The organism is Maritalea sp., assembly GCF_047634455.1.
Taxonomy (GTDB): domain Bacteria; phylum Pseudomonadota; class Alphaproteobacteria; order Rhizobiales; family Devosiaceae; genus Maritalea.
Genome location: NZ_JBLIAI010000023.1, coordinates 16,314 through 41,005 on the forward strand (window position 1 = coordinate 16,314; position 24,692 = coordinate 41,005).

Consider the following 24,692-nt stretch of genomic DNA (forward strand, 5'->3'; position numbering starts at 1 on the left):
ATTAACTCCTAAGCGCAAAACCGATCATGCAGCCGATAAGCCGCTGTGATTATCTATGAAATCTTCAAGTTGTTTGGTGGTTGGCATGGCGGGTGCGCAGCCGATGCGCGAAACCACATAAGCTGCGGCGGCCGACCCGCGCCGAACGGCTTCTTCAAGCTCTTCGCCCTGTGCCAAAGAGGCCACAAGCGATCCCATAAATGCATCGCCTGCACCCGTGGGCTTTAGCGCATCAACCGCATAAATGCCTGTTTCAAATTGTTGATCTGAGGTGAACGTGATTGACCCCAATTGCCCCATTTTGTAGATCACAATGGCAACACCGGATTGTGCAAGTGATTGAGCAAATGCCTTGCCGTTTGCATAGTCATTTGCCATCACGCCAAACTCGTCGTCATTGCCCACCACGATATCGCAAAGCTGGGCGACGCTATTGTAGGTTTTTGCCGCGACCTCATTTGAGGGCCAAGAATAGGGGCGATAATCAATATCAAATATGATCGGCAATTGCGCGGCTTTGGCAAGGCGTATTGCTTCAAAAGTCGCCGTTTTGGATGGTTGAGCTGCAAGCGCAGTCCCGGTCAAAATTAGCGCACCATACTGGCTGTAATCGAGATTTGCATAGTCATCAGCCTCGACTTCAAAATCCGCAGCGCCATTGCGATAAATGACCGATTGGTGGTCTGTTATACGGCTTTCAACCACTGCCAAAGATGTGCGCGCCTCGCCGCCAACGAGTTTTACATGGTTGCGGCCAACGCCATATCGATCCAATTGGTTGAGGACAAAATGGCCGACGGCATCGTCAGATACAGAAGTTAACAAGTCCGCGATGCCGCCGTGCCGAGTTAAGGCAACCGCAATGTTGGCCGAGGAGCCACCAAGGCATGCAAAGAATTGCGATGCCTCTTTGGTGCGGGTGCCCGGAGGGTCCGGGTAAATGTCCATGCCTGCGCGGCCTAGAACAAGAAATTTGTTTTGTCTGATACGGGAAAGGTCTGCCATCACACCCCCCGTCGCTGACGATGGCGAGTGCTTTCCCAATCCTGATGGGCGGTGCGCACTTTATCATCGTTGCTGATTTCTGGGGTACCAACTTCCCACCAAGCGTGACCTTCTTTGGTCCAGCCTTCGTAAGGGTCAACCTTCATGCAAATCACATAGGTGCGATCAGATGCTTTGGCGCGCGCAAATGCGGCATCAAAATCGTCCATCGACTGAACGGTTTCAGCTGTCGCCCCCATTGCTCGCGCATGGGCTTCAAAGTCCACCGAAAAAGGCTCGCCGACGATATTGCTGTCTTCAATCAGATTATTGAAAGATGCGTTGCCGGTATTGTTTTGGAGCTTGTTAATCACCGCAAAGCCGCCATTATCGCAGACGATCAAAATCATCTTCTTATCTGTCAAAACGGAAGAGTAGATGTCTGAATTCATGATCAAATATGAACCGTCGCCCGCAAAAACGATGGTGTCATTTTCTGGTGAGTTTTCGGTCTGTGCGATGCGTGCGCCCCAGCCGCCAGCTATCTCATACCCCATGCAGGAAAACCCAAATTCTACGTCTATGGATGAGATGGACTTGGTGCGCCAATTGGCTGTCACTTCTGCGGGCAAGCCGCCGGCGGCGGCCACAATGCGATCATCGTCGTCGCAAAGACGGTTCACTGCGCCGACAATTTGCGCGTAAGACATTGGCCGGGTGTTACCCTCAGGCGATTTAGGTTCAATGTTTTCATCCACATACGCGTCCCATTTGGTGCGTTCGACGCCTGCCGTTTGCACCCAATTCTGATCGGCTTTATATCCGTTCAGCTTTTCTGACAGCGCGGGCAAACAAAGTTTTGCGTCCCCAACAATTGGCAGCGCCAAATGTTTGCCTGCATCAAACCGTCCAACATTGATCGAAACCAGCTTTGCGTCTTGCGCAAAAGCGGTCCAAGAACCGGTGGTGAAATCTTGCAGCCGGGTCCCGACGGCCAAGACCAAATCAGCATGTTCAGCCAAATAATTGGCCGAGTTTGAACCGGTGACCCCTATCGGGCCGCAATTTAGTTCGTGGGTGTGCAAAAGGTTTGCGCGGCCTGCGATTGTTTCGACCACAGGAATGTGGTGTTTTTCAGCAAACGCTTGCAGCTGTGCCGTTGCGCCAGAATATTGCACGCCGCCACCCGCAATGATTATTGGACGTTTGGCGGCAGCAATTGCAGCAACTGCATCGTCTATTTCTCGCTGATCTGCGGGTTGTTGACGAATGCGATGCACTTTCTCGTCGAAGAATGAAAGTGGATAATCGTATGCCCATCCTTGCACGTCTTGCGGCAGTCCAATGAAAGCTGGGCCACAATCTGCGGGGTCTAGCATTGTAGCTATTGCATTTGGCAGCGAATGAATGATTTGCGCGGGATGCGTAATCCGATCCCAAAACCGCGTAACCGACTTAAACGCGTCGTTTACGCTGAGTGTCGGGTCGTTGAAATTTTCGATCTGCTGCAACACTGGGTCCGGCAAACGCGTTATAAATGTATCACCGCACAAAAACAAAATTGGCAACCTGTTCGTGTGCGCCAATGCGGCAGCTGTGACCATATTTGTCGTGCCCGGGCCGGCCGATGCGGTGGCAAGCATAAAACGCCTGCGCAGTTTTTGCTTTGCATAGGCAATAGCCGCATGGGCCATAGACTGTTCATTTTGTCCTCGAAAAAGGGGAAGTTCTTCGCGGTGGGCATATAAAGCCTCGCCAAGACATGTCACATTGCCGTGCCCAAAAATGCCAAACCCGCCTGCGCAAAGGCGAACACGTTCGCCCTCGATCTCAATATATTGAGCGGCAAGATAGCGCACGAGCGCTTGCGTCATTGTCAATCGGATCGTGTCAGTTGTGCCTGACATAAGCTACTCCCCAAAGAACCAGAATCGTTTGGCAAAATCCAAGTTGATATTTTGCCCTTGACGATAAACCATATTTGGAGTTTATCTATTTTGCAACCGGTTGCAAAAAGAATCTCAAAAATGTGGGAATTTAGTGGTGGAAATTGGCATAGGAATTGTGGGCGGCGGCTATATGGGCAAAGCGCATGCGGTTGCAATGCATGCTGTTGCAGCGGTCTTCAATACCAAATTACGACCGCGACTTGAAATGGTTTGTGCGACAACCATTAAATCCGCAAATCAATATCGCGACGCGTTCGGATTCGCCCGAGCGACTGATGATTGGCGCGAACTGGTTTTAGATGACAAGGTAGAAGCTATTGTGATTGCGTCGCCACAGGTGACGCATCGTGAAATTGCCGAGCTCGCCTTCAAACACAAAAAGCCCGTTCTGTGTGAAAAGCCGATGGGCGCGTCGCTTGACGATAGCGCGGCGATGGTTGCGGCTGCAAAAAACGCTGGTGTCGCCAATATGGTCGGGTTCAACTATGTGCGTACGCCAGCTACCCAATTCGCTCGGCAGCTCATACGCGATGGAAAAATTGGCGATATCACTTGGTTTCGAGGTGAGCATACTGAAGATTTTCTAGCAGACCCCGATCTCCCTGCCTCGTGGCGCACCAGTGGCACAGCCAACGGCACCATGGGCGACTTGGCACCGCATATGATCAACGCAGCTCTTGCGCTTGCGGGTCCTATAACCGAACTCATTGCAGAAGTTGAAACCGTTTATGACGCGCGTCGCTCAGAAACGGAGATACAAAAAGTCACCAATGATGATCATGCGCAATTGATGTGTCGGTTCGCCTCTGGCGCCATGGGGCATCTGTATTTTTCGCGCACGGCAACAGGGCGAAAAATGGGTTTCGCCTATGAAATCACTGGCTCCAAGGGCGCTATCCGGTTTGACCAAGAAGACCAAAATGCACTGTGGCTTTATGAAATGAAGGGTGTGGAAGCGGAGCGCGGCTTCAAGAAAATCCTTATTGGGCCGCACCATCCAGATTATCTGGCTTTTTGCCAAGGTCCAGGCCACGGCACAGGCTATCAGGATCAAATTATCATCGAGGCTAAAGACTTTTTAACGGCCATTGAAACAGGTGAACCTATCTGGCCGACATTTAGTGACGGGCATGAAGTGAACAAAATCGTTGAAGCAGTATTTGCTTCGGCTGAACAAAAAAGCTGGCAACAAGTTAGCACCAACGCAGAGTGTTTTTGAAAGGCACCTTTATGACAATTAAAATTGGCAATGCGCCATGTTCATGGGGCGTTGAATTCGCCGACGATCCGCGCAATCCAAATTGGCTGCGCGTTCTCGATGAATGCAAGCAGGCAGGATATACTGGCATTGAGCTGGGACCTGTTGGGTTTATGCCAGAAGAATCACATCTGGTCGCAGATGAGTTTGCAAAACGCGATCTTGAGTTGATCGGCGGCGTGGTTTTTCGCGCCTTTCACGATCCTGCGCAATGGGACGACGTGCTAGATGGCGCGGTGCGTACCTGTAAAGCGCTGGCTGCGCACGGCGCGGAGCATTTGGTTTTGATCGATTCAATTTCGCCACGCCGTGCGCCAACCGCGGGCCGTCCCCAACAAGCCGAAAAAATGGACGATGACGAATGGCGGGCATTCCGCCAACGCATTGAGCATATTGCCAAAATGGGGGCAGAGGAATTCGGTTTGACGGTTGGTATTCATCCACATGCCGCTGGCTTTATGGATTTTGAGGACGAAGTCGAAAAACTGCTGGACGAAGTGGATGAGAAATATCTCAAAATTTGTCTTGATACCGGTCATTCGCACTATGCCGGGTTTGACCCTGTTGCTTTTATGAAACGGCATATGAAGCGCATTTCATATATGCATTTCAAAGACATAGACCCGAAAGTAAAAGCGGCGACCATCGCCAACCAAACCGATTTTTATAAGGCATGTGGCGATGGCATTTTCTGCAATTTGGGCGACGGTGAAACAGACTTTGTAGCGGTGCGCGAACTGTTGCTTCAGTCTGGGTTTGAAGGTTGGTGTACGGTGGAGCAGGATTGCGATCCTGAAGGCGACACATCGCCCGTAAGCGATGCAAAATTGAACCGCGACTATTTGCGGTCAATAGGTTTTGAGTAGGACAAAGTGATGGCAAAACTAAATTGGGGCATAATTGGCGGCGGCGAAGGCAGTCAAATCGGACTTGCTCACCGTATGTGCTCCGCACTTGACGACAAATTCCAGTTTAGAGCCGGCGCAATGGATGTTGACCCCGTCAAAGCGTGCGAGTATGGCACACGATTGGGTCTTGAACCAGACCGTGCCTATGGCAGTTGGCAAGATATGCTAGCAGCGGAGAAAATACGAGAAGATCGGCTGGACCTTGTAACGATAGCGACGCCCAATTCGACCCATTTTGAAATCACGAAAGCCTTTTTGGAAAATGGTTTCAATGTCTTGTGCGAGAAGCCTATGACCATGACTTTGGATGAAGCCAAGGAGATTGTTGCTCTACAAGCAAAAACAGGACAAATTTGTGCGGTCAACTATGGCTATTCGGGTTACCCTATGGTCAGGCAAATGCGCGAGATGGTGCGCAACGGTGACTTAGGTGCTGTGCGTTCCTTCGTGGCGGAGTTTTCGCATGGATTTCATGCTGATGCAGCCGACGCGGACAACCCACGTGTGCGCTGGCGGTATGACCCCAAACAAGCTGGCGTTTCAGCCCAGTTTGCCGATTGCGGTATTCATGCCTTGCATTTGGCAAGCTTTGTGTTGGGCCAAAATCCGAAAAAAGTCTCAGCAGATTTTGCAGCCTGTGTGCCAGGTCGGGAATTGGAAGATGACGCGCTGGTGGCTTTGCGCATGGACCAAGGGGCCGTTGGGCGCTTGTGGAGCAGTTCAATTGCCATTGGACGGATGCATGGTCTCACCTTGCAGGTGTTTGGCGAAAAAGGCGGGTTACGTTGGGCGCAGGAACAGCCCAATCAGCTCTATTGGAACCCAATTAATCAAAGTGTGCAAATACTTGAACGCGGGCAGGCGGGCCTTAGTGATGCCTCAATTGACGCCTCGCGTTTGACCATCGGACATGCAGAGGGTGCGCCGGTCGCTTTTGCCAATATTTACAAAAGCATCGCCAAAGATATTGAGGCGCGCAAGCTTGGATTGTCCCTCGATCAAAACGAGTTGGGCTATCCAACCGCGTTCGATGGCATGGTTTCCATGGCGGCGATTGACGCAGCGGCGAAATCGGCTACAGCGGCAAGTGCATGGACAGAGCTAGATTTGAATTAGATCTCTAAACTGGCAAGGGGCGCAAGGTGCCCCTTTCCACCACTTCGCACGGGAACAATCGTGTCTCAAGGGCGCGATCAGGGCTTTCAACCATCGAGACCACAAGTTCAATCGAACTCTTGATGATGTCACGGGTTGGTTGTCTTATGGTGGTCAAATTGTAAGCGCCCCAAGACGCCATTGGCATATCATTGAACCCAATGAAGCCAATGTCTTGTGGGATGCTCAACCCCTTGGACCATGCCTCGTCCATAGCGCCGATACATATGAGATCGTCGCCGCAAAAAATGGCATCGACCTTTTTCTCGTCGAGCAGTTCATGCATGGCGCGACGCCCCGCTTGATACGCGTAGGCGTCGGCGTATCGCACGTCAGCGATCTGAACACCATTCTCCAAAAGGTGTTGGCAGAAGCCTTGTTCCCGATCCTGTGTGGAGGTTGCAAATTTTGGACCGCCCAAAAACCCGACCGATTTATAGCCGTGATCGATAAGCGTTTGTGCCGCCATGCGTCCGCCAGCTTGGTTGTCAATTCCCACCACATGCACATGATGGGCGGGATTGAAGCGACCGAATGCATGCACCACGGGTACGTCGGCTTTCTTGAACGCAACGGCGAATTCGGGTGGAAGCGTCGATGTGGCCACAATGACACCGTCGACGCGATATTGCCGCAGCATTTGCGCAGAATGTTCGGGATCGGTTTCATTGGTCAAATTCACCAATAAGGGGCGCAATCCTTTTTCCTGCAGCGCTTGAGTATAAAGGTCAAAGACCTCCAAAAAAATTGGGTTTTGGAAATTATTTGCGACGAGGCCAATCAGTTTTGTGCGGTTTGTTGCCAGACTGCGCGCAATGAAGCTCGGGCTGTATCCCAGCTCACGTGCTGCTTTTTCTACCTTTTTTCGAGTTTTGTCCGACACGCTTGCGCCATCGGTGAAGGTACGTGATACCGCGGAACGGGAAACCCCCGCCATTTGCGCCACATCCTTCAATGTTACTGCCATTGTTCGCCACGGCCTTTCTTGAAATAGATTGTCCTGTGTCATTTCATCAAAAATCATAAAGTTCAAAAGATTTTTTTGCAACCGGTTGCAAAATGAAATTAGATGTGGTTGGTTATGCAGCATGGAGGGGTCATCAGCATTGATGACAAATCCAATGAATTGATCTTAGGGAGGAATAATATGAAACAGTTTATCAAAACAGTTGCAGGCGTTGCCATTGGTGTTGCCCTTGCGACTACTGGTGTGGTTTCGTCGGCATACGCTGAAGGCGAAAAATACATTTTGGTCAGTCACGCGCCAGATAGCGACAGCTGGTGGAATACAATCAAAAACGGCATTGCGCTGGCTGGCGAACAGATGGGCGTTGAGGTCGAATATCGCAATCCCCCAACGGGTGACCTTGCCGACATGGCTCGCATCATTGAACAGGCTGCGGCGTCGAACCCCAACGGCATTATCACAACACTTGCAGACTATGACGTGCTGAGTGGCCCAATTCGTGACGCTGTTGATCAAGGCATTAACGTCATTATCATGAACTCGGGTACGCCTGAGCAAGCCCGTGATGTTGGTGCGCTGATGTTTGTTGGTCAGCCTGAATATGATGCTGGTTTTGCTGCTGGTCTTCGGGCCAAAGGTGACGGCATTGGTTCGTTTGTTTGCGTAAACCATGTGATCTCGAACACAGTAGTTGCTGAACGTTGTCGTGGATTTGCCGATGGACTTGGGATTGATCTGGGCGATTCGATGATGGATAGCGGGCAAGACCCGGCTGAGATCAAAAACCGTGTCATGGCTTACCTTTCGGCTAACCCTGAAACCGAAGCTGTGCTGACGCTTGGCCCAACCGGTGCTGACCCAACCATCCTTGCGTTGGAAGAAATGGGTTTGTCTGGTGAGATTTATTTTGGAACCTTTGATCTGGGTACAGAAATTGTTAAAGGCATCAAATCGGGTGTTATTCAGTGGGGCATTGACCAACAGCCATTCTTGCAAGCCTATCTGCCGGTGGTCATATTGACCAACTACGATCGGTATGGCGTTTTGCCTGGCAACAACATCAACTCAGGCCCGGGTTTCGTCACTAAAGACGCTTTGGCTAAAGTTGAAGAGTTCGCTGGCGAGTATCGCTAGGTAGATAATTCTCTAGGGCGGCCGTTTTCAAACGGCCGCTTTTTACATACTTTATGCAGGGAGCATGAGTGATGTCGGACACAGATAAATCATCCCTATCGTCAGATGAACGCGTCAAAGAAATATCAACATTTCGCCGTTTTCTAATTCGCCCGGAATTGGGCAGCATCGCAGGGACGATACTGGTCTTTATCTTCTTTTTTTTGATGGCGCGTGACTCTGGCATGTTCTCACCAGCGGGTGTTTTGAACTGGTCGATTGTATCAGCGCAGTTTACCATTATCGCGGTCGGGGCTTGTTTGCTGATGATTGCAGGTGAATTTGATCTGTCCGTTGGGTCGATGATTGGCTTTGCTGGGATGTCTATTGCGCTGCTTTCTGTCAGTTTTGGCTGGCCGGTTTGGTTGGCCATTATAACAACATTTATTCTGTGTATGACAATTGGCGCGCTCAGCGGATGGCTTGTGATCAAAACGGGTCTGCCAAGTTTTATTGTCACGCTGGCATTCCTATTCATTCTGCGCGGACTAACAATTTTTGCGGCCATCGCAACAACACGTAAGACCATTATTGGCGGGGTTCGCGATGTGGCCGAGGGCGATTGGCTCGCACCGCTGTTTGGCGGAAAAATTCTAACAGGTTTCTTTCAATGGATGGGCGATCAGGGGTGGATCGAAACATTCAGCCGTGGCACGCGCGAAGGCCAGCCCGTTGTTGACGGCATCCCGATGCTCATTGTTTGGGCAATCGGATTGGTGATATTCGGGCATATACTTTTGACAAAAACCCGCTTTGGGAACTGGATATTTGCGTCAGGTGGCGACGCCCAATCGGCACGCTATACAGGTGTTCCCGTGAACCGTGTGAAAATCATTATGTTTATGTTCACCGCATTTACCGCAACCGTGTTTGCCACATCGCAGGTGATGGAATTTGGGTCGGCTGGGGCTGACCGCGGCCTGCTTAAAGAATTTGAAGCCATTATTTCGGTGGTTATTGGTGGTGCACTTTTGACGGGTGGATATGGTTCGGTTATTGGGGCGGCACTTGGCGCGCTGATCTTTGGCGTGGTGCAGCAAGGGCTGTTCTTTGCCGGGGTGGAAAGCTCGTTGTTCCGCGTGTTCCTTGGGGTGATCTTGCTGCTGGCGGTGATCTTGAACACCTATATTCGCCGCATGATTACAGGGGAGAAATAAGATGGCTAGTGAGCAAACTCCCATTATCGAAATGAAGAATATTGAGAAGCATTTTGGTGCTGTCATTGCCTTGGCCGGCGTGTCGCTTAATGTATTGCCTGGCGAATGCCATTGCCTATTGGGCGATAATGGCGCGGGAAAGTCGACTTTCATCAAAACCATGTCTGGCGTTCATAAACCGACAAAAGGCGAAATATATTTTGAAGGCAAACCTATGCGCTTTGCCCGCCCGCGGGATTCCATATCGGCAGGCATCGCCACGGTTTATCAAGACCTTGCCATGATCCCTTTGATGTCTGTGGCGCGTAACTTTTTTATGGGCAATGAGCCCACAAAACGGATTGGTGGCATTAACTTCTTTGATCACAAACATGCCAATGAAGTGACGATGTCTGAAATGGAAAAGATGGGCATCAATTTGCGTGGTCCTGATCAGGCTGTCGGCACGCTGTCCGGCGGCGAACGCCAAACCGTTGCTATCGCAAGGGCTGTGCACTTTGGGGCAAAGGTGCTCATTTTGGATGAGCCAACATCGGCGCTTGGCGTGCGGCAAACATCCAATGTTCTAGCTACGATCGACAAGGTGCGCAAAAAAGGCATTGGGGTTGTGTTTATTTCTCACAATGTGCGCCACGCGATGGCCGTCGGAGATCGGTTCACCGTTCTTAATCGAGGGCAAACGTTAGGCACAGCCAAACGTGATGAGATTACACCTGAAGAACTGCAAGACATGATGGCTGGTGGCCAAGAACTTGCAAAACTCGAAGGCTCATTGGGTGGCACAGTTTAGGGTATTACTGTTGTTTTGAGACGTTGCAGTTTGCCGCATTGCCCAGTCTGGAGCAATGCGGCCAATTGTGTTTGAGCGCCCAAACGTTGGCGAGGAACCGCAAGCGCTATATGAATTCAGCTGCCCGGTTTTACAGCTTTGTGTGCCATTATTGCAAAGTCGTTACTCGTCGTGAATTTCTGGTTTGCCGCGCTTGGTTGTTTTGCCTGTGTGCTTTTCGCGGGCGTGGCGTCTGGCCAAATTCGCTGTATTAACCGCGTCTTCCCCCCTCAGCTTCTTCCAGCGCTGCAGGCGATTTTCTTCAAGTTCTCCAGCTTTGAGTGCTGCGCTAATTGCGCAGCCCGGTTCCGTTTCGTGCTTACAGTCGCGAAAGCGGCAGGTGAGGGCCAATTCAGTGATGTCGGCAAATACTTCTTCTACGCCTGTTTGCACGTCGGTCAGTTGCAGTTCGCGCATGCCCGGCATGTCCAGCAGCAGTCCGCCAGAATCTAAAAAGTGCATCTCACGACTTGTGGTGGTGTGGCGGCCTTTGTCGTCGCCTTCGCGAACGCCCTGCGTAACGATTTTCTTGCCACCGATTAGGGAATTAATGAGGGTGGATTTACCCACGCCCGATGATCCCAAAAACGCTGCCGTTTGCCCTTTTGTACACCATGGTAAGAGCTGCTCCACCGCGTTAGAGCTCTTTGCGTTGAGGGAAACAACATCAAGGTTTGGCGCCAACGCTAAGGCGTCTTTTTGAAAGTCCTGTGGGGTATCCGTCAAATCTGTTTTGGTGAGGACAATGACAGGATGAACACCCGCATCATGTGCCAAGGCAAGGTAACGTTCCATGCGCGCAATGCTGAAGTCTTGATTGCAAGAGGAAACAATAAAAATCGTATCAATGTTGGCAGCGATCAGTTGAACTTTTCGACCCTTACCGGGAGCCAGGCGTTTGAGCAGGCTCTTCCGGGTTAATAAGCGTTTAGGTTGAAACGTTGTGTCATCGATCAAAAGCCAGTCACCGACAATGGCTCGCGCCTCATCGTCGCCTTTGGCCGCATAGAATGAGGGGATGAATTGATCCAGCGAGGGGCCAACCACACGAATGTTGCCGCGTTGGACTTCCGCAACTTTTGCTGGGATTTGGCTATCCAATTCGCTCACATTCAGCTGCGAAGAGAAAAAAGTAGTCCAGCCAAAATCAGCAAGGGTAGAAAATTTGGAGTTCATTGATCGCTCAACGATTTCAATGAGATTGGTAGACGCCAATCAAATCCGAGCTTCATAATGCTGTCCATCCAGAATATCGGGATAATTGTTTAGGCTTTGGCCGCAGTGTGGAAGTCAATGACAATCAAAAATCTCCTTTTTAGCGCTCTGTTGGTAACAGTATACGCACCCAGTGTCACGATATTCGATAAGGCCGCAGCTTGCATCTTGCAACATTCTTTGGGGTGATAAAAAAAGAATCGCCCCGGTTGGTGCCGGAGCGGCGTGGTCTGGATTAAGAAATTTGATCGCGACGCAGAGGGGATTAGTCGGCTTCGTCGTGTTCTTTGTATATCCCTGATTTGTCGTACCGTAGAATTGATGTGGTTTTTTGTCCAAACACATTCTGTTTGACGCATCGAATATCGTAAAACCCATTCGTGTTGGTTTGTTGTACCTCAAATTCTTTATCGCAGCGGAATGCCCCATGCACTGCTCGTTTGCCTTTGAAGTCACTAAATATCACATAAATCACGGGTAAATTTGTCCCACCAGTTTCTACGATGGCGTATACGCCATATTCTGTGATCGGCAATCCTGGGGGCGTTGGTTGTGGGTTGGCAACCAAATCCGGCCAGCCGACAAACAAATCATTGTCCGACTGAATAAAATCCGCCTTTGCCAGCATATTGCTAGAAACCACGACAATAAATGCGATGAGGATGGTGAGCATCCTAAGCGCCGCTGTTCGTGGACTTGATCTATCTTGTTGAGAATACTCGCTAAAGTGGTGCATGGCTAATTGGTGTCCTTTCGTAGAATCCATGTTTGGATTAAACTAGGATTTCTCTGCGATACAAATTTCATAGTTTGCGTCGGCCATTTCTTGTGTTTCGCCGTCGTTTAGATATTCTTGATAAGCTTCAGAACATGACAGGCCGTCGTAACCTACTAAAAATTTACGAATAGCAAGGTCAGTCTGTGGATTGCGCGCACAACCACTTAAGACCGCTAAGAGGATCAAGCCGAGCACTAAATTTTTTGTCATGTGATTTGTCCCAATGGTTGTTTTGTTCCTTGGCGCAAGCATCAAATGTGCCTGGCAAAAGATCAACCACGACAGATGTAGCGGTGAAGTTATAGTGACTTGGCGAGGGGGGCGCCGTGAATACCAACAAGAATGGTGCAGGATATTGCTTGAACTTAACTTACTGTTTGCGGCGCGATGCTGACATAATTTTGCACAAAAAACGCCCCGGTTGTTGCCGGGGCGGTTTAGCGTCAGTTGGAGGTCTGACAGGTAGGGTAAAACCCTAGTATTTGTATGATTTGAACGATGAGATTTCATTGTTCAAACGTTTGCCAAGCCTTGGCACGTTGCTGTCAATTGTGCGGCAACGACCATTGAAGTTCTTGTGCTTACATACGGTCACTGTGGCGTCGCCAATCACTTTGATAGATGAAATGCGGTCATTCCATTTTGGTGACAATAGGCGGCTTTTGGAACCAGCATCCACACAGGCCTTTTTGCCCTCAAAATAAGGTTTGCTAAAGAAGCAGATTTTGGCCTGGCGTGGTTGCCGCTGGGGTGTGTACCCATTGTCTGTTGAAAAACCGAATCTGAATGATGAGCCGTTTGATCCGAATTGGAACCCAAACGTGACTTCAGGGTCACTAGGTGTTGGCGAAGGTCTTGGCACCTGTTGGCCGCCAATTCTCTTCAAATATTTTGCTGCGACCCAGCCGTCTGGGCCTGAATGGGTGACATAGCACCATTTTTTTGACTTGGTACATTTGTCGACACTAACTTTTTCGCCAGTATAGAGTGCATCAACAATGTTGTAGCCAGTGCCTGGGCCGGAACGCACGTTCAGCGCCGCTGATGATTTGGCGGTAAAAGCAAACGCGGATGATGCGGTGATGATAATGCCCATTGTTGCAAGGGCTGCGATTTTGGTAAGTTTGCGAACGTCCATTTCAGATCTCCCAGTTAGGTGCTTCACTTGGTGTATGATGCTACTTAACCAAAACCTTGCTGAATGGTTACTGAATGGTAATGTTCAGTTTCAGTTCATGTTCCTGAACGATGTATTTGTTCCCTTTGTTTCAAAGCGATTATGCCGCTTAAAATGGTAAGGTGTTGACGTTTTATTGATTTCCAACAGGTTTTGGGACGCCCTCGTCATCAAGCGCCACATAAACGAACCGTCCAGCGGTGACTTTTTCGCGTTCTTGCAAGCGGCTGCGGCGGGCCCACGCCTCCATAAACACGGAGATCGAGGTGCGGCCAACGCGTTCAATCGTCGTGTAAACGCACAAAACATCACCCACCTTCACAGGTGCGATGAAAGTCATGGCTTCAACGGCGACGGTTGCAACGCGGCTTTTGGAGCGTTCAGTTGCTGTAATGCCACCTGCAATATCCATTTGGCTCAACACCCAGCCCCCAAAAATATCGCCCGATGGGTTGGTATCCCCGGGCATTGCGATCGTGCGAATGGTCAATTCGCCTTGTGGGGTATCGTCGCTCATCATTTATCCTATGGCTGAAATGGTGGGCAGATCATCTTCGTCGTCATCACCCAGGTCAAGTGCTGTTTGGTGTTCAATGTTGACGACACTGGTGGGGTTCATATGTTCTTCCCAATGTCGGCGGCATAAAGAAACGTAGACTTCTTTGCCAATACTCACCTGATCGCCTTCGCGTATTGCTTTGCCGTTCTCGTCCATGCGCACAACCATTGTTGCTTTGGAACCGCACTCACAAATCGTGCGGATTTCGCGTAAGACGTCCGCGATGGCAAGCAGCTCGGCAGACCCTTCAAATAATTTGCCTTGAAAATCGGTGCGCAGGCCAAAGCACATAACAGGGATGTGTAAGCGGTCGGCCACGCGCGCCAGTTGCCATACTTGACCGCTGGTTAAGAACTGTGCCTCATCGACGAATATGCAATTGATCTTTTGTTCGCGGTGAGCGGCTTCAACGTCGGCTAATAGGTCGAGTTCACCATCATATAGGTTGGCATCAACATCCAACCCAATACGAGAGGTGATTTTCCCAACGCCGTCTTCGACATATAATGATGATGTATAGAGCCGCGTGTTCATGCCACGCTCACGATAGTTGTGCGCTGCCTGCAAGAGGATCGTAGATTTGCCCGCATTCATTGCGGCATACGAAAAATAGAGTTTTGCCATGGCAAGGGCTCCAAAGTGGAATCGATTTGAATGGAAACAGTTTAGGCCCTTTTGGACATGGATTTGAAGCAGCCAATGCAACTTTGCGTATCCGCCCCCAAGTTTTGCTGGTTTTGATTTTACGAATTGGCATAAAAAATGGCCGCTGGCGGAGCGGCCATGGCGTGTAAGGGGATATGACACGCTTGTAGTCATCAGCTTTTGCGTTGCTTTTGGAACAAGGTGCGGGGGCATTGCGCCTTGAACAATTGACAAGTTAGCGAACGAAATAGACAGTTCCATGTCTGTTTTGTGACAAAAGGATGACATTTCACAACGTGTTGAGAAACTGTGTTTTGCGGTTTTGAGCTGTCCAAATTCGCCATTTTGAAACGACATGTTGTTGATGGCGAAAACGAAAATGTTTGATGGTGTGGGAGCAGATGAAATTATGATCGATAGCGGGTTTCGAGATTTCTTAGCGGCGTTGAAAGCCAATAATAACCGCGAATGGTTTGAGGCAAATAAACAGCACTATCAAAATGTGGTGGTAAAACCGATGATTGAGCTTGTTGGTACACTCGACGGTGCCGTTTCTCAGCTCACGCCAGCGTTGCGCGCCGACCCCAAAGTCAATGGATCGATCAGGCGGATTTATCGCGACACGCGGTTTTCCAAGGACAAAACCCCATACCACACCCACGTTCATTTGATTTTTTGGGCTGGCGGCCACCCCAATAAGTCGCCGGGGGTGCATGTGATATTTAATGCGGATAGCTACGCTTTTGGCGCTGGGCATTGGGCGCTTGATCATGATCAGTTGGACCGAATGCGGCAGCAATTATTGCTGGATGGTGGCGAAGCGATTGCGAACGCTGTCAAATCGGTCACCAAGCACGGGGTTGAATTGGACCCACCGGCGCTTGCTCGTGTGCCGCGTGGCTTTGATAAAGAAGCTGAGGGCGCCGAATGGTTGCGGTATAAAGGGTTGGTCGTGAAAAGCGAAAATGCGCCATACCCGAAAAGCCTTGAAAACCTGAATGATGCCACTAAATTCATTGTTGATATTTGTCAGAAGATGTCGCCGCTGACCGGTTATATGATGGACAAGGTTTGGACAGTTTGATTTTTTTTGGTGTTAGAGTTCATATTGCCGCCACACTCGCCGCATAACAAAAAGTGCGGGCGGCAATTGTTTTGTTTGGAGATGAAATGAACAAGTTTGCCACAATCAGCAGTGCGATTGCGCTGACCATGTCAATGAGTGTGCCGGTAATGGCTGAGACCTTAAACCCTGAGGGTTTGTGGACGCCTGGCAACAAAGAATCGCGATATGAAATTAGCTATTGCGGCAAAGGCACCGATTTGTGTGCAAAAATTTCTTGGGTAGATCCACGGTTTGTCAATGATGACAATAGAAAGCTTTTGGGGACCAATTTGTTCTCAGAGATTCCCATGCGTGGCCGTAATAAGTGGCGCGGCACCATCAACTTCCAAGGGTACAGGGTGAACGGTACTGTTAAGCAATTGTCTGGCGACAAGCTTTCAGTAAAAGCGTGTTTGTTGTTCCTTTGCGAAGAAGTCTTGTTGGACCGGGTTGCTGCACATTAATGAGCTATCGCCTAGGCTAACTAGGGGCGGCTTTATTGTGACCGGCTTTTTGAAAAAAGACGGGTCCGGCTTCGGCGAGAATTATGGCTGAAAATATCAGCACAATCCCGAAATATCCGATTGGTGATAGTCGTTCACCCAAAATGAGCGCAGCACCGAATGCCGCAAATAAGCTTTCCATGGAGAGAATAAGGGCGGCATTTGCTGTGGGGACGTGTTGTTGGCTGATTGTATGCAGCGTGAAGCCAATCGCAGTTGACAAAACGCCAGCATAAAGGATTTCCACCCAGCCCAGTTGAATGGCCTGAATGCTCACCGTTTCGGTGCCAAATGCGCCCACTGCGCAAATGCTGCCGCCGGCAAGAAAAATGATGGCTGAAACGGTAATGGGGCGTTGTGTCGTCTTGGCTGTGGAGCCAAGAAAAAACACGTAAAGCGCCCAGAAGAAAGAACTTCCAAGTACGAAATAATCACCAACAACGAAGTTTTCGATTTTGCCGCCGCTTAACATAAATAGCCCGGAAAATGCCAACACTGCAGAAACCCAAATCAATTTGTGCAATTTGGCTTTGGTGAAAACCACCAAAAAAACCGGTACAAAAAACACATAAAAGCCGGTCAGAAAACCAGTGTTGGTGACGGACGCGGTGAGAAGGCCAACTTGTTGCAACCATGAGCCAAAAAGGAAGGCGAACAGCAAGACGCCAATCATTTTCCAGCCTTTCTTGCTGAGCGGTTTGTTGATCCTGCGGGTTTCCCAGATTGCGAGCGGTAAAATGAGTATGCCGCCGAGCAAATAGCGTGCAGCCAAAAACGTAAGCGGCTCCATTGCGCCCATGGCGGATTTTTGAGCGATAAATGCCGACCCCCAAATCATGGTGGCGACAATGAGCAAGGCGGTAGCAGTGGCGCGCGTCATGAGCGACAACTTTCACATATCGACAAGGGCATGTCGCCCAATCGAGGCGACGCCGAGTTTAAACTATAGGACCTGATCGAGCGCTTTGATCAGCTGCTCGATTTCTTGTTGGCTGGTATAATGGACAAATGACATGCGCAAAACGCCATGGTCAGCACCCAAATCCAGCGCCTCGACCAATCGATAGGCATAAAAATGTCCGCCAGCAGCCATGACTTTGTGTTTTGCCAGTTCCGCAGCCAGTTCGTCGCCTCGCTTTTGGCAATGAACAGAAATTGTTGGCACGCGGTTAGCAGAAGTTGATGGACCGATGATGCGCACATCATTGCGCTCCCGCAAATAGGCAAGCAATGGCTCAATCAGGTGGGTTTCTTGCGCGCGCATTTTTTGAGAGGTCGCGCGATAAGAATTGGGCGCGCTTTTTGTGTCGGCGATTTTGGCCAAGACATCGAAATAGTCGATAATGCCGTTACAAGCCGCAATTTGAGCGTGATCAGGCCCAGCAGGTACTAATCGTTTGCGCAATATGTCTTTATTGAAAAAGTGACCTTGGTTGGGCAGCTTGTTTGCCAATTCAGGATCGATAACCATCACGCCTTGGTGCGGGCCATAAGTCTTGTAGGTCGAAAACAGATAAATATCTGCGCCCAGATCTGTGATGTCGGGCAATGTGTGGGGGGCATACGCCACCCCGTCAACCACTGTGACTGCGCCCACAGAATGGGCAAGTTCGCAGATTTTTTTGACAGGATTTATGTGCCCAACAATGTTGGAGCAGTGCGGAAATGTGACCAATTTGACTTTGTCATCAAGCAGTGCGGCAAGCGACGCGAGTTCAAGTTCCGCTGTTTGGGTGTTCACCTGCCACTCACGCACTTCAATGCCAATTTTTGCGAGCTTGCGGAACGCGCCGGTATTGGCTTCGTGGCATTGGTTGGTGACGATGATCGCGTCGCCCGCTTCAAGCATTTCGCCAAATGCATTGCCAAGCGAATAAGTATTTGCAGATGTCGACGGACCAATATGGATGGCATCAACTGACGTGTTGAGCGCTTTGGCTAGACGCACATGCGCGCGGTCCATTTCGCTGCCTGCTTCTTGTGAAGCCTGGTAGGCGCCGTAGGGCTGCAATTTGTGCGCTGTGTAATAATGGTTGTAGTGATCGATGACCTGTTGGGCCATAAATGCCCCGCCCGCATTTTCAAAAAATGCCCAACCCTCAAGTTCTTTTTGCTTGAACGCCGGGAAGTTGGCGCGAACCGCATTTGTGCTTAATGGCAATGTCATGATCATCATCCCGAAGAATTGGTTGAACCTCATTGGTACCGTGAGAATGTTTGATCGGCAAGCCAAAACAAAGCACCAATTGTTGGGGGACAATTGGTGCTTCTTTGGGGAGACAAATATTGGGAGATTCAGTCTGGCGACGGGGGCTTTGCCGCCAGACCACGCGCTAGTGCGGACTAGCCGTTTGTTGGAGCAGGTGCATTTTGCCCCTGTGGTCCGCGAGGACCCATGCCGTTTTTGCCGTGTGGACCTTTGCCATTTTCACCACGTGGGCCGTTCTTGCCATTCATTTTGTTGATTTGAGCTTTCTGATCGTCTGAAAGGGATTCATAGAAAGTTTCAAACGCTGGCAGTACAGAATTCATGCTTTCAAGCTGCAATTCCATCATCGCTGTGCGTTGGGCAAGTATTTGCGCCGCGCCTTCAGGCTTCTGGTCTTTCAACGGCCCGCAGCTTTCACCAAATTCGGTTTGTGCGGTCAAGGCTGCCGTTTTTAAATCATCAAATGCAGGGCGCTGGGCATCGGTCAAGTCGATGCGGATCGCCATTATTTCGAGCATTTTGTCCAAACGATCCGCGCCTTCTTCGGCACATACGGCACCCAAGAAACCTTGGCCACCACGTACTGGGCGGAACTGGCCTTTGCCTTTACGGTCCTGCTTTTGTTCAGCTTTTGATGTTTGGTTGCCGCTGTCTTGAGCGAATGCTGATGGCGCAAACGCACCGATAGACATTGTGCCAATAAGAGTTGCTGCAAGTGCGAGGGTTGAGAGCTTCTTCATTTTCTTTTTCCTTTGCCCGATCCGTTGGGCGCTTTGGGTTTGGCGTCTGATCGAGATTGAAGATAAGGAAGCGCACGTTGCGTAAAGTTTTCCGGCAGATGAAAAATCGGTAAGTTTGGAAAGCTTTGGAAATGGAGACAAAAAAAGACCGACGCGCGGGGGCATCGGCCGTAAAGTTTTGGGGCGCTTTCCGTTTGAATTGCTTCAGATGGAAAGCGGGTAGATTGGAGGTCGTAAATTAGTGTGCCTAGCGGCGCGCGCTACGGACGCGAATGAGTTTGGTGCGAGTGATCTGATGCCACACACCAAAAATGATTGCAGAACAAAGTGCCAGGGCGGGCAGGATAATGCTCAGCGCCAAAGTATTGGAATGGTCCACATTGGCGGCAAATGCCGGGCTGACCACAAGCAGGAGCGCGAAAATACCTGCAAAAACACCTGTGATTTTGGCGAGTTCGTTACGGCGCTTTTTGAACTTGTTCATGGGTCTGTCCTTGTTCGCTAAGTTGTTCGATGATGCCAACTTGAACGAGGGATGCGTTCACAATTGGTTCGAACTAGGGAAATTTGCGTTCAATTGTGCGGCGAGTTTGTGGCAGGGCTATCTATGGGAATTGAGACTTGCTAAACCACGCTGAACTTGTTTTGATCTAAACTGATAGGGTCCAACCAAAGAAACTTTCATCATGAATATGATTTCGGATGCGCTGCAGCGCGTGAAGCCTTCTGCCAGTATGAGCATTTCTGCCATTGCTTTAGAAAAGCGTGCGGCAGGTGTTGATATTATCCCCATGAGCGCCGGGGAGCCTGATTTTGATACACCCGAACATATTAAAGACGCAGCAAAGCGCGCGCTGGATGAAGGGAAAACCAAATACACCGTTGTGGACGGAATTCGCGAACTCAAAACCGCAATTGCGGCAAAGTTTGCGCGTGAGAACGGCATTAAGGTAGAGCCAAGCGCGTGTTTTGTGGCGACAGGCGGCAAGCAGATCATTTTTAACGCGCTGGTGGCGACGCTGAACCCGGGTGACGAGGCTTTGGTGCCTGCGCCTTTTTGGGTGTCATATCCTGAAATGGTGAACCTAACGGGCGCAACGCCGGTGATCATGCAAACAAGTGCGGCTACTGGCTTTAAGATCACGGCTGACCAGTTGGCCGCAGCGATTACGCCAAAGACAAAGTGGTTGTTGATCAATTCGCCGGGCAATCCGTCTGGCGCTGTTTACACAAAAGAAGAGTTGGAAGCATTGGCCGAAGTACTGCGTGGCCATCCTCACGTGCATATTCTGATGGACGATATTTATGAGCATCTCACATATGGCACAAAATTTTACACGATGGCGCAAATTGCGCCGGATCTGGCGGGCCGCACGCTAACGATGAATGGTGTGTCCAAGGCCTACTCCATGACGGGCTGGCGCATCGGCTATTGCACAGGGCCTGATTGGTTGCTCAAAGCCATGCGCAAGCTGCAGGGTCAATCCACATCGAACCCGTGCTCGATTGCACAATGGGCTGCGGTTGAAGCGTTGAACGGGGATCAAACATTTTTGGATGGTTGGCGCAAAGCGTTTGTTGAGCGGCGTGATTATTTGGTCAAACGGCTGAATGGCATTGAGGGTATAGAGTGTCTGACACCAGACGGTGCGTTTTATGTTTATCCTTCGTGCGCCGGATTGCTGGGCAAAACGACAAAGGCGGGGCGGAAACTAGAAACCGATGAAGATGTGGCGTTGGCGCTGCTTGAAGAAGTTGATGTGGCCACGGTGCATGGTGGCGCATATGGCCTATCGCCGCACATTCGGATTTCTTATGCCGTATCGTTGGAAGACATTTGCCGTGCTTGTGATCGGTTTGAAGCGTTTGTTGCTGGTTTAAAGTAAGGAATTGATTATGGGTTCAGGTGATCACATTGAAACCGCGTTGGGCAATCTTGCACGGATTGAATTGGCGCATTTGCCGACACCGTTGCAGCGATTGGATCGGCTAAGTGATCGATTGGGCGGACCAACAATCTATATCAAGCGCGATGATTGCACTGGGCTTGCGGGCGGTGGCAACAAAACCCGTAAGCTCGAGTTTTTGATGGCCGACGCGATAGCCAAAGGCGCGGATTGTGTGATTACAACCGGTGGCATGCAATCCAATCATTGCCGACAAACCGCTGCTGCAGCGGCGAAGTTGGGGCTTGATTGCCGACTGGCACTCATTGACAAAGTGGACTGGGCAGAACCATCCTATCGGGTTGCAGGCAATGTTACGCTTGATCATGTGCTTGGCGCAAAGGTTTCAGTTTTTGGCGCTGACGCAGATCGAGATACGGTTTGCGCGCAAATGGTTGAGCAGGCAAAGTCCGAGGGCAAGAAGCCGTATTTTGTGCCGCTCGGTGGTTCAAACGTGATTGGTGCGCTTGGATATGTTGCGGCGATTGGAGAGTTGCAGCAACAGATAGCGCAGCTAGATGTCACGCCAAAAGCGCTGTACTTTTGTACCTCAAGCGGGGGCACTCATGCAGGGTTGGTGGCAGGCGCGATGATCAATGATCGTCCTTATCCAATTATTGGCGTTCATAATGAGGAAGACCCCGCATCAATCCAGGTAACAGTTGAAGGTTTGGTTGATGTTTTGATTGAGCATTTAAGCGTAAGCGTCAGGCGCAGGTCGGATGATGTGCAAGTGCTCAGCGGTTTCGGTGAACCTTCTTATGGTATCCCCAATGCCAAAGGCAATCAGTCGATTACGCTAATGGCGCAGCACGAGGGCATTCTCCTCGACCCCGTTTACACCGGCAAGGCATTTGCGGGTTTGATCGGTGATATTGAAGCAGGAAAGCTCGCAAAGGGCGATGATGTTGTGTTTTTGCACACTGGTGGCGCGCAGGCGCTGGGTGCTTATTCGAGCTTGTTTGTTTCTTGAGATAATTGGATTTCCATTTACACAGTTGATCCCGGCTCAAGGCCGGGAATGCCAAGTATTTTTGGTTGGTCGTGACAAACGAACACATGGCTGCCCCGGACCCTAAGTGGCGTTCGCGGCACGCAGGCTGAGCCGGGGTCGCACTTCAACGTGATGCTAACCGCGTCGTGCGTCGCGGCGAGCGTCGGCTTTTTTGAGTGTTGACAGGAATGTGTCCTTCACGCCTTGGTCGTTTACCTCGAAGCAGATTTTGACTGGGCGGCCATTTTTGGCTGGGTCCGCAATGGTGTTGCCTACTTCGTCGCCTTCTAAAATGGTATTGAGCGGAGCTTCTCTGATCTCAAAAAACTCTGGGTCGGTGATTGCGATAACCGCTGCAGGGTCATGCAAGTAACATCCATTGACGCCAACATTTTCGGTATAGAATTTGATGTAATATTCGGACACTTGTTCCAAGAATTTGCCGATGTCGGGCGAATGTTTGGTGACGTCGCGGAAATCATCCATATTGCAGCTGACGGAATGGGTGACGTCTAGGCCAACCAGGGTGACGTCCCAATCTGCATCAAAAACCATTTGAGCGGCATGTGGGTCGTTCCAAATATTGGCTTCAGCAAATGGCGTGACATTGCCCGGTGCATCCACTGCGCCGCCCATGATCACGACGTTTTTGACGTTCTTCGCAATCTCAGGGTCATGCTGCAAAGCAAGCGCTAAGTTGGTCAACGGGCCGACGGCGCAGATGGTGATTTCGCCGGGGTTTTCTTTTGTGATTTCACACAAGAATTGCGCGGCTGACCGGGTATCTTTTTCGCGGCTTGGCACTTGTGGCGGGTAATCACCAAAGCCCTCAACACCGTGCACAAAGTCCGCATGCGGATTTGGGACGATGGTCAATGGCGTCGCAGCGCCTTCTGCCACTGGAATGTTGAGCCCGGCAAGGTCGGTGAGGTGAATGGCATTGCGGGTGGCTGTTTTGACCGGCACGTTGCCGAAAACAGTGGTGAGGCCAACAACGTCTAGCCGTGCGTCAGCGAATGCGTGGTGTAAGGCCATTGCGTCATCAATGCCGGGGTCTGTGTCGATAATGATTTTGTGGACGGTCATTTGCGTGTCTCCAAGAACTCATAAACTTCTGAAATGGTGGGAATGGCATCAGCTGCGCCCGGTCTTGTGACCTGAATGGCAGCGGCTGCGCTTGCGATTTTTAGGGCGGTGACCGGATCGTCGCCAAGGTCCAGCCGGGCGAGGAAAAATCCAGTGAACGTATCACCTGCGCCAGTCGTATCCACAGGCGTTACTTTGAAGGCTTCGATACCAAAACTCTCATTGCCATCGCTATAGGTTGCGCCTTTTGAACCTCGCGTAATAAGGATTTTTTTGACGGGCAAATCATTGACCGGCATGTTCATGGCATCTGCTAGTTGCGCAGCTTCAATCTCGTTTACGGCGATTAGGTCCACATGCGGGATCATTTTTGCAGCAATCGCAGCGTCAAATGGCGCAGCCGCGTAGGCAATCTTTAGTCCCTTTGATTTGGCTGCCTGGGCGGCATGCAGGATCATGTTGGTCTCGTTTTGCAACAATAGCCAGTCGTTAGGCTGCGCCGGATCAATTGCAGCACTAATTTGCTCGCGGGTAAGCTTCTCGTTGGCACCGCCATGAATGACGATAGTGTTCTCACCTTCATCATTGACATAAATCACCGCGTGGCCGGTTGCGCCCTCATCAATGACAATATGATCAATGTTGACGCCACATTCTAGCAATTTAGCTTTGGTCCAAAGCCCGTCTTCGCCAACCCGGCCCACATGGTAAACTTGGCCACCTGCTAAGGCGATGGCGATTGACTGGTTGGCGCCCTTGCCACCTAGGCCTGCACTATAGGCGCTATTGCGCAACGTTTCGCCCGCGGCAGGGAAATGGGACACGCGGTGGACATAATCAATATTGATCGATCCGATATTGATGACAGGCATTTCACACCTCGCAGCGGTTAAAGTTTCGGCCTTTTACAGATATTTTATCATATGGTCAAAAATAAAGTTGGGTGGTTTGATGTCTTGTTGCGCACTCACGGCGATTTGACAATTGCTCAGTTGCTTGTGAACGAGAAGTTTTGTCTGTTGTAATTGAAGAAAGCCATAAAGAGAGAGATCAGATGCTCATCAAAACCAAGAAAAGCTGGGAGATCGCTGAGCGGGAAGCGACGCCGGAAGGTGCCTATTTGAATAGGCGACAGATTATGGCCGGCGCAGGAGCTATTGGATTGGCAGGTGCGCTTGGCACAATTCGTGGCGCATTCGCTGCGACAGACAATGAGCGGATGGCAATGTCGGCGATCCGCAATGAAGCATTTCAGCTAGATCGTGAGCTAACGCCAGAAGACATTAATTTGAATTACAACAATTTTTACGAATTCGGCTCGCACAAAGAAATTGCAAAAGATGCGCAAGCGCTTG

25 protein-coding genes and 1 pseudogene are annotated in these 24,692 nt (G+C 50.4%); 11 read left to right on the forward strand and 15 right to left on the reverse strand.

Annotated features, from left to right (window positions below):
- Positions 1-24: 24 nt before the first annotated feature.
- On the reverse strand, positions 25-1,005 hold the full coding sequence (gene iolC / locus ACJAZW_RS07935) for a 5-dehydro-2-deoxygluconokinase (RefSeq protein ID WP_415156817.1): 981 nt from the start codon (positions 1,003-1,005) through the stop codon (positions 25-27).
- Complete coding sequence (gene iolD / locus ACJAZW_RS07940) at positions 1,005-2,891, reverse strand: 3D-(3,5/4)-trihydroxycyclohexane-1,2-dione acylhydrolase (decyclizing) (protein ID WP_415156819.1); 1,887 nt, start codon at positions 2,889-2,891, stop codon at positions 1,005-1,007. The genes iolC and iolD overlap by 1 nt, the downstream gene beginning before the upstream one ends.
- A 136-nt stretch (positions 2,892-3,027) precedes the next feature.
- Between iolD and ACJAZW_RS07945 the strand changes: the two genes are divergently transcribed.
- Genes ACJAZW_RS07945 through ACJAZW_RS07955 form a run of 3 tightly spaced genes read left to right on the forward strand, consistent with a single transcriptional unit; the run spans position 3,028 to position 6,215 of the window.
- A complete protein-coding gene (locus ACJAZW_RS07945; RefSeq protein ID WP_415156821.1) occupies positions 3,028-4,152 on the forward strand; it encodes a Gfo/Idh/MocA family protein in 1,125 nt (374 codons plus the stop codon).
- A gap of 11 nt (positions 4,153-4,163) precedes the next feature.
- Complete coding sequence (locus tag ACJAZW_RS07950) at positions 4,164-5,057, forward strand: sugar phosphate isomerase/epimerase family protein (protein WP_415156823.1); 894 nt, start codon at positions 4,164-4,166, stop codon at positions 5,055-5,057.
- A 9-nt stretch (positions 5,058-5,066) separates the two neighbouring features.
- On the forward strand, positions 5,067-6,215 hold the full coding sequence (locus ACJAZW_RS07955) for a Gfo/Idh/MocA family protein (RefSeq protein WP_415156825.1): 1,149 nt from the start codon (positions 5,067-5,069) through the stop codon (positions 6,213-6,215).
- 4 nt (positions 6,216-6,219) lie between these two features.
- Here the strand turns inward: ACJAZW_RS07955 and ACJAZW_RS07960 are convergent, their stop codons facing one another.
- Positions 6,220-7,221, reverse strand: coding sequence for a LacI family DNA-binding transcriptional regulator (locus ACJAZW_RS07960; protein ID WP_415156827.1), 1,002 nt, complete (start codon positions 7,219-7,221; stop codon positions 6,220-6,222).
- Positions 7,222-7,401: 180 nt separating this feature from the next.
- Here ACJAZW_RS07960 and ACJAZW_RS07965 point away from each other — a divergent pair, with 180 nt between their 5' ends.
- The 3 genes from ACJAZW_RS07965 to ACJAZW_RS07975 all read left to right on the forward strand — a co-directional run bounded on the left by ACJAZW_RS07965 (position 7,402) and on the right by ACJAZW_RS07975 (position 10,341).
- A complete protein-coding gene (locus tag ACJAZW_RS07965; RefSeq protein ID WP_415156829.1) occupies positions 7,402-8,355 on the forward strand; it encodes a sugar ABC transporter substrate-binding protein in 954 nt (317 codons plus the stop codon).
- A gap of 71 nt (positions 8,356-8,426) precedes the next feature.
- Positions 8,427-9,551, forward strand: coding sequence for an ABC transporter permease (locus tag ACJAZW_RS07970; protein ID WP_415156831.1), 1,125 nt, complete (start codon positions 8,427-8,429; stop codon positions 9,549-9,551).
- A 31-nt stretch (positions 9,552-9,582) separates the two neighbouring features.
- Positions 9,583-10,341 carry an ATP-binding cassette domain-containing protein gene (locus ACJAZW_RS07975; protein ID WP_415156867.1) on the forward strand — a complete coding sequence of 253 codons (759 nt, stop codon included), beginning with the start codon at positions 9,583-9,585 and terminating at the stop codon, positions 10,339-10,341.
- Between the two features lie 162 nt (positions 10,342-10,503).
- Here ACJAZW_RS07975 and rsgA read toward each other — a convergent pair whose 3' ends face one another.
- The 6 genes from rsgA to ACJAZW_RS08005 form a co-directional block, all read right to left on the reverse strand.
- Positions 10,504-11,556, reverse strand: a complete 1,053-nt coding sequence (rsgA, locus tag ACJAZW_RS07980) for a ribosome small subunit-dependent GTPase A (RefSeq protein WP_415156833.1) — start codon at positions 11,554-11,556, stop codon at positions 10,504-10,506.
- A gap of 304 nt (positions 11,557-11,860) precedes the next feature.
- The gene (locus ACJAZW_RS07985) at positions 11,861-12,331 is read right to left on the reverse strand and encodes a hypothetical protein (RefSeq protein WP_415156835.1); all 471 of its coding nucleotides are present in this window, start codon (positions 12,329-12,331) and stop codon (positions 11,861-11,863) included.
- 42 nt (positions 12,332-12,373) lie between these two features.
- Entirely contained in the window at positions 12,374-12,583 is a 210-nt protein-coding gene (locus ACJAZW_RS07990) for a hypothetical protein (protein ID WP_415156839.1), read from the reverse strand.
- A 265-nt stretch (positions 12,584-12,848) separates the two neighbouring features.
- Positions 12,849-13,511, reverse strand: coding sequence for an SH3 domain-containing protein (locus ACJAZW_RS07995; protein ID WP_415156841.1), 663 nt, complete (start codon positions 13,509-13,511; stop codon positions 12,849-12,851).
- A gap of 172 nt (positions 13,512-13,683) precedes the next feature.
- Entirely contained in the window at positions 13,684-14,067 is a 384-nt protein-coding gene (locus tag ACJAZW_RS08000; protein ID WP_415156843.1) for an acyl-CoA thioesterase, read from the reverse strand.
- Between the two features lie 3 nt (positions 14,068-14,070).
- On the reverse strand, positions 14,071-14,733 hold the full coding sequence (locus tag ACJAZW_RS08005) for a thymidine kinase (RefSeq protein ID WP_415156845.1): 663 nt from the start codon (positions 14,731-14,733) through the stop codon (positions 14,071-14,073).
- 385 nt (positions 14,734-15,118) lie between these two features.
- On the opposite strand from ACJAZW_RS08005, the gene ACJAZW_RS08010 reads away from it, so the two are divergent.
- A complete protein-coding gene (locus ACJAZW_RS08010) occupies positions 15,119-15,838 on the forward strand; it encodes a DUF2461 domain-containing protein (RefSeq protein ID WP_415156847.1) in 720 nt (239 codons plus the stop codon).
- Between the two features lie 86 nt (positions 15,839-15,924).
- Positions 15,925-16,323 (forward strand): DUF2147 domain-containing protein, encoded by a 399-nt coding sequence (locus ACJAZW_RS08015; protein ID WP_415156849.1) that lies wholly within the window; start codon positions 15,925-15,927, stop codon positions 16,321-16,323.
- A 16-nt stretch (positions 16,324-16,339) separates the two neighbouring features.
- Here ACJAZW_RS08015 and ACJAZW_RS08020 read toward each other — a convergent pair whose 3' ends face one another.
- The 4 genes from ACJAZW_RS08020 to ACJAZW_RS08035 all read right to left on the reverse strand — a co-directional run bounded on the left by ACJAZW_RS08020 (position 16,340) and on the right by ACJAZW_RS08035 (position 19,795).
- On the reverse strand, positions 16,340-17,242 hold the full coding sequence (locus tag ACJAZW_RS08020; protein ID WP_415156851.1) for a DMT family transporter: 903 nt from the start codon (positions 17,240-17,242) through the stop codon (positions 16,340-16,342).
- 63 nt (positions 17,243-17,305) lie between these two features.
- On the reverse strand, positions 17,306-18,529 hold the full coding sequence (locus ACJAZW_RS08025) for an aminotransferase class V-fold PLP-dependent enzyme (protein WP_415156853.1): 1,224 nt from the start codon (positions 18,527-18,529) through the stop codon (positions 17,306-17,308).
- A 176-nt stretch (positions 18,530-18,705) separates the two neighbouring features.
- The gene (locus ACJAZW_RS08030) at positions 18,706-19,311 is read right to left on the reverse strand and encodes a Spy/CpxP family protein refolding chaperone (protein ID WP_415156855.1); all 606 of its coding nucleotides are present in this window, start codon (positions 19,309-19,311) and stop codon (positions 18,706-18,708) included.
- Between the two features lie 247 nt (positions 19,312-19,558).
- The gene (locus ACJAZW_RS08035; protein ID WP_415156857.1) at positions 19,559-19,795 is read right to left on the reverse strand and encodes a hypothetical protein; all 237 of its coding nucleotides are present in this window, start codon (positions 19,793-19,795) and stop codon (positions 19,559-19,561) included.
- A gap of 202 nt (positions 19,796-19,997) precedes the next feature.
- On the opposite strand from ACJAZW_RS08035, the gene ACJAZW_RS08040 reads away from it, so the two are divergent.
- Together ACJAZW_RS08040 and ACJAZW_RS08045 are read left to right on the forward strand one after the other, a co-directional pair.
- Positions 19,998-21,197 carry a pyridoxal phosphate-dependent aminotransferase gene (locus ACJAZW_RS08040; protein WP_415156859.1) on the forward strand — a complete coding sequence of 400 codons (1,200 nt, stop codon included), beginning with the start codon at positions 19,998-20,000 and terminating at the stop codon, positions 21,195-21,197.
- 10 nt (positions 21,198-21,207) lie between these two features.
- The gene (locus ACJAZW_RS08045; RefSeq protein WP_415156861.1) at positions 21,208-22,230 is read left to right on the forward strand and encodes a D-cysteine desulfhydrase family protein; all 1,023 of its coding nucleotides are present in this window, start codon (positions 21,208-21,210) and stop codon (positions 22,228-22,230) included.
- Between the two features lie 156 nt (positions 22,231-22,386).
- Here the strand turns inward: ACJAZW_RS08045 and ACJAZW_RS08050 are convergent, their stop codons facing one another.
- Both ACJAZW_RS08050 and ACJAZW_RS08055 read right to left on the reverse strand, forming a co-directional pair.
- Complete coding sequence (locus ACJAZW_RS08050; protein WP_415156863.1) at positions 22,387-23,337, reverse strand: nucleoside hydrolase; 951 nt, start codon at positions 23,335-23,337, stop codon at positions 22,387-22,389.
- The gene (locus tag ACJAZW_RS08055) at positions 23,334-24,209 is read right to left on the reverse strand and encodes a ribokinase (RefSeq protein WP_415156865.1); all 876 of its coding nucleotides are present in this window, start codon (positions 24,207-24,209) and stop codon (positions 23,334-23,336) included. Before ACJAZW_RS08055 ends, ACJAZW_RS08050 begins: the two co-directional genes overlap by 4 nt.
- Before the next feature lie 140 nt (positions 24,210-24,349).
- Between ACJAZW_RS08055 and ACJAZW_RS08060 the strand changes: the two are divergent.
- Positions 24,350-24,692 (forward strand): annotated as a pseudogene (locus ACJAZW_RS08060) (protein-methionine-sulfoxide reductase catalytic subunit MsrP); the annotation flags it as partial.

Excerpts from the sequence above, each read along its gene's own strand:
- iolC (WP_415156817.1), bottom strand. The coding sequence starts at position 1,005 with ATGGCAGACCTTTCCCGTATCAGACAAAACAAATTTCTTGTTCTAGGC.
- iolD (WP_415156819.1), bottom strand. The coding sequence starts at position 2,891 with ATGTCAGGCACAACTGACACGATCCGATTGACAATGACGCAAGCGCTC.
- ACJAZW_RS07950 (WP_415156823.1), top strand. The coding sequence starts at position 4,164 with ATGACAATTAAAATTGGCAATGCGCCATGTTCATGGGGCGTTGAATTC.
- ACJAZW_RS07955 (WP_415156825.1), top strand. The coding sequence starts at position 5,067 with ATGGCAAAACTAAATTGGGGCATAATTGGCGGCGGCGAAGGCAGTCAA.
- ACJAZW_RS07960 (WP_415156827.1), bottom strand. The coding sequence starts at position 7,221 with ATGGCAGTAACATTGAAGGATGTGGCGCAAATGGCGGGGGTTTCCCGT.
- ACJAZW_RS07965 (WP_415156829.1), top strand. The coding sequence starts at position 7,402 with ATGAAACAGTTTATCAAAACAGTTGCAGGCGTTGCCATTGGTGTTGCC.
- ACJAZW_RS07970 (WP_415156831.1), top strand. The coding sequence starts at position 8,427 with ATGTCGGACACAGATAAATCATCCCTATCGTCAGATGAACGCGTCAAA.
- ACJAZW_RS07975 (WP_415156867.1), top strand. The coding sequence starts at position 9,583 with ATGAAGAATATTGAGAAGCATTTTGGTGCTGTCATTGCCTTGGCCGGC.
- rsgA (WP_415156833.1), bottom strand. The coding sequence starts at position 11,556 with ATGAACTCCAAATTTTCTACCCTTGCTGATTTTGGCTGGACTACTTTT.
- ACJAZW_RS07985 (WP_415156835.1), bottom strand. The coding sequence starts at position 12,331 with ATGCACCACTTTAGCGAGTATTCTCAACAAGATAGATCAAGTCCACGA.
- ACJAZW_RS07990 (WP_415156839.1), bottom strand. The coding sequence starts at position 12,583 with ATGACAAAAAATTTAGTGCTCGGCTTGATCCTCTTAGCGGTCTTAAGT.
- ACJAZW_RS07995 (WP_415156841.1), bottom strand. The coding sequence starts at position 13,511 with ATGGACGTTCGCAAACTTACCAAAATCGCAGCCCTTGCAACAATGGGC.
- ACJAZW_RS08000 (WP_415156843.1), bottom strand. The coding sequence starts at position 14,067 with ATGAGCGACGATACCCCACAAGGCGAATTGACCATTCGCACGATCGCA.
- ACJAZW_RS08005 (WP_415156845.1), bottom strand. The coding sequence starts at position 14,733 with ATGGCAAAACTCTATTTTTCGTATGCCGCAATGAATGCGGGCAAATCT.
- ACJAZW_RS08010 (WP_415156847.1), top strand. The coding sequence starts at position 15,119 with ATGGCGAAAACGAAAATGTTTGATGGTGTGGGAGCAGATGAAATTATG.
- ACJAZW_RS08015 (WP_415156849.1), top strand. The coding sequence starts at position 15,925 with ATGAACAAGTTTGCCACAATCAGCAGTGCGATTGCGCTGACCATGTCA.
- ACJAZW_RS08020 (WP_415156851.1), bottom strand. The coding sequence starts at position 17,242 with ATGACGCGCGCCACTGCTACCGCCTTGCTCATTGTCGCCACCATGATT.
- ACJAZW_RS08025 (WP_415156853.1), bottom strand. The coding sequence starts at position 18,529 with ATGACATTGCCATTAAGCACAAATGCGGTTCGCGCCAACTTCCCGGCG.
- ACJAZW_RS08030 (WP_415156855.1), bottom strand. The coding sequence starts at position 19,311 with ATGAAGAAGCTCTCAACCCTCGCACTTGCAGCAACTCTTATTGGCACA.
- ACJAZW_RS08035 (WP_415156857.1), bottom strand. The coding sequence starts at position 19,795 with ATGAACAAGTTCAAAAAGCGCCGTAACGAACTCGCCAAAATCACAGGT.
- ACJAZW_RS08040 (WP_415156859.1), top strand. The coding sequence starts at position 19,998 with ATGAATATGATTTCGGATGCGCTGCAGCGCGTGAAGCCTTCTGCCAGT.
- ACJAZW_RS08045 (WP_415156861.1), top strand. The coding sequence starts at position 21,208 with ATGGGTTCAGGTGATCACATTGAAACCGCGTTGGGCAATCTTGCACGG.
- ACJAZW_RS08050 (WP_415156863.1), bottom strand. The coding sequence starts at position 23,337 with ATGACCGTCCACAAAATCATTATCGACACAGACCCCGGCATTGATGAC.
- ACJAZW_RS08055 (WP_415156865.1), bottom strand. The coding sequence starts at position 24,209 with ATGCCTGTCATCAATATCGGATCGATCAATATTGATTATGTCCACCGC.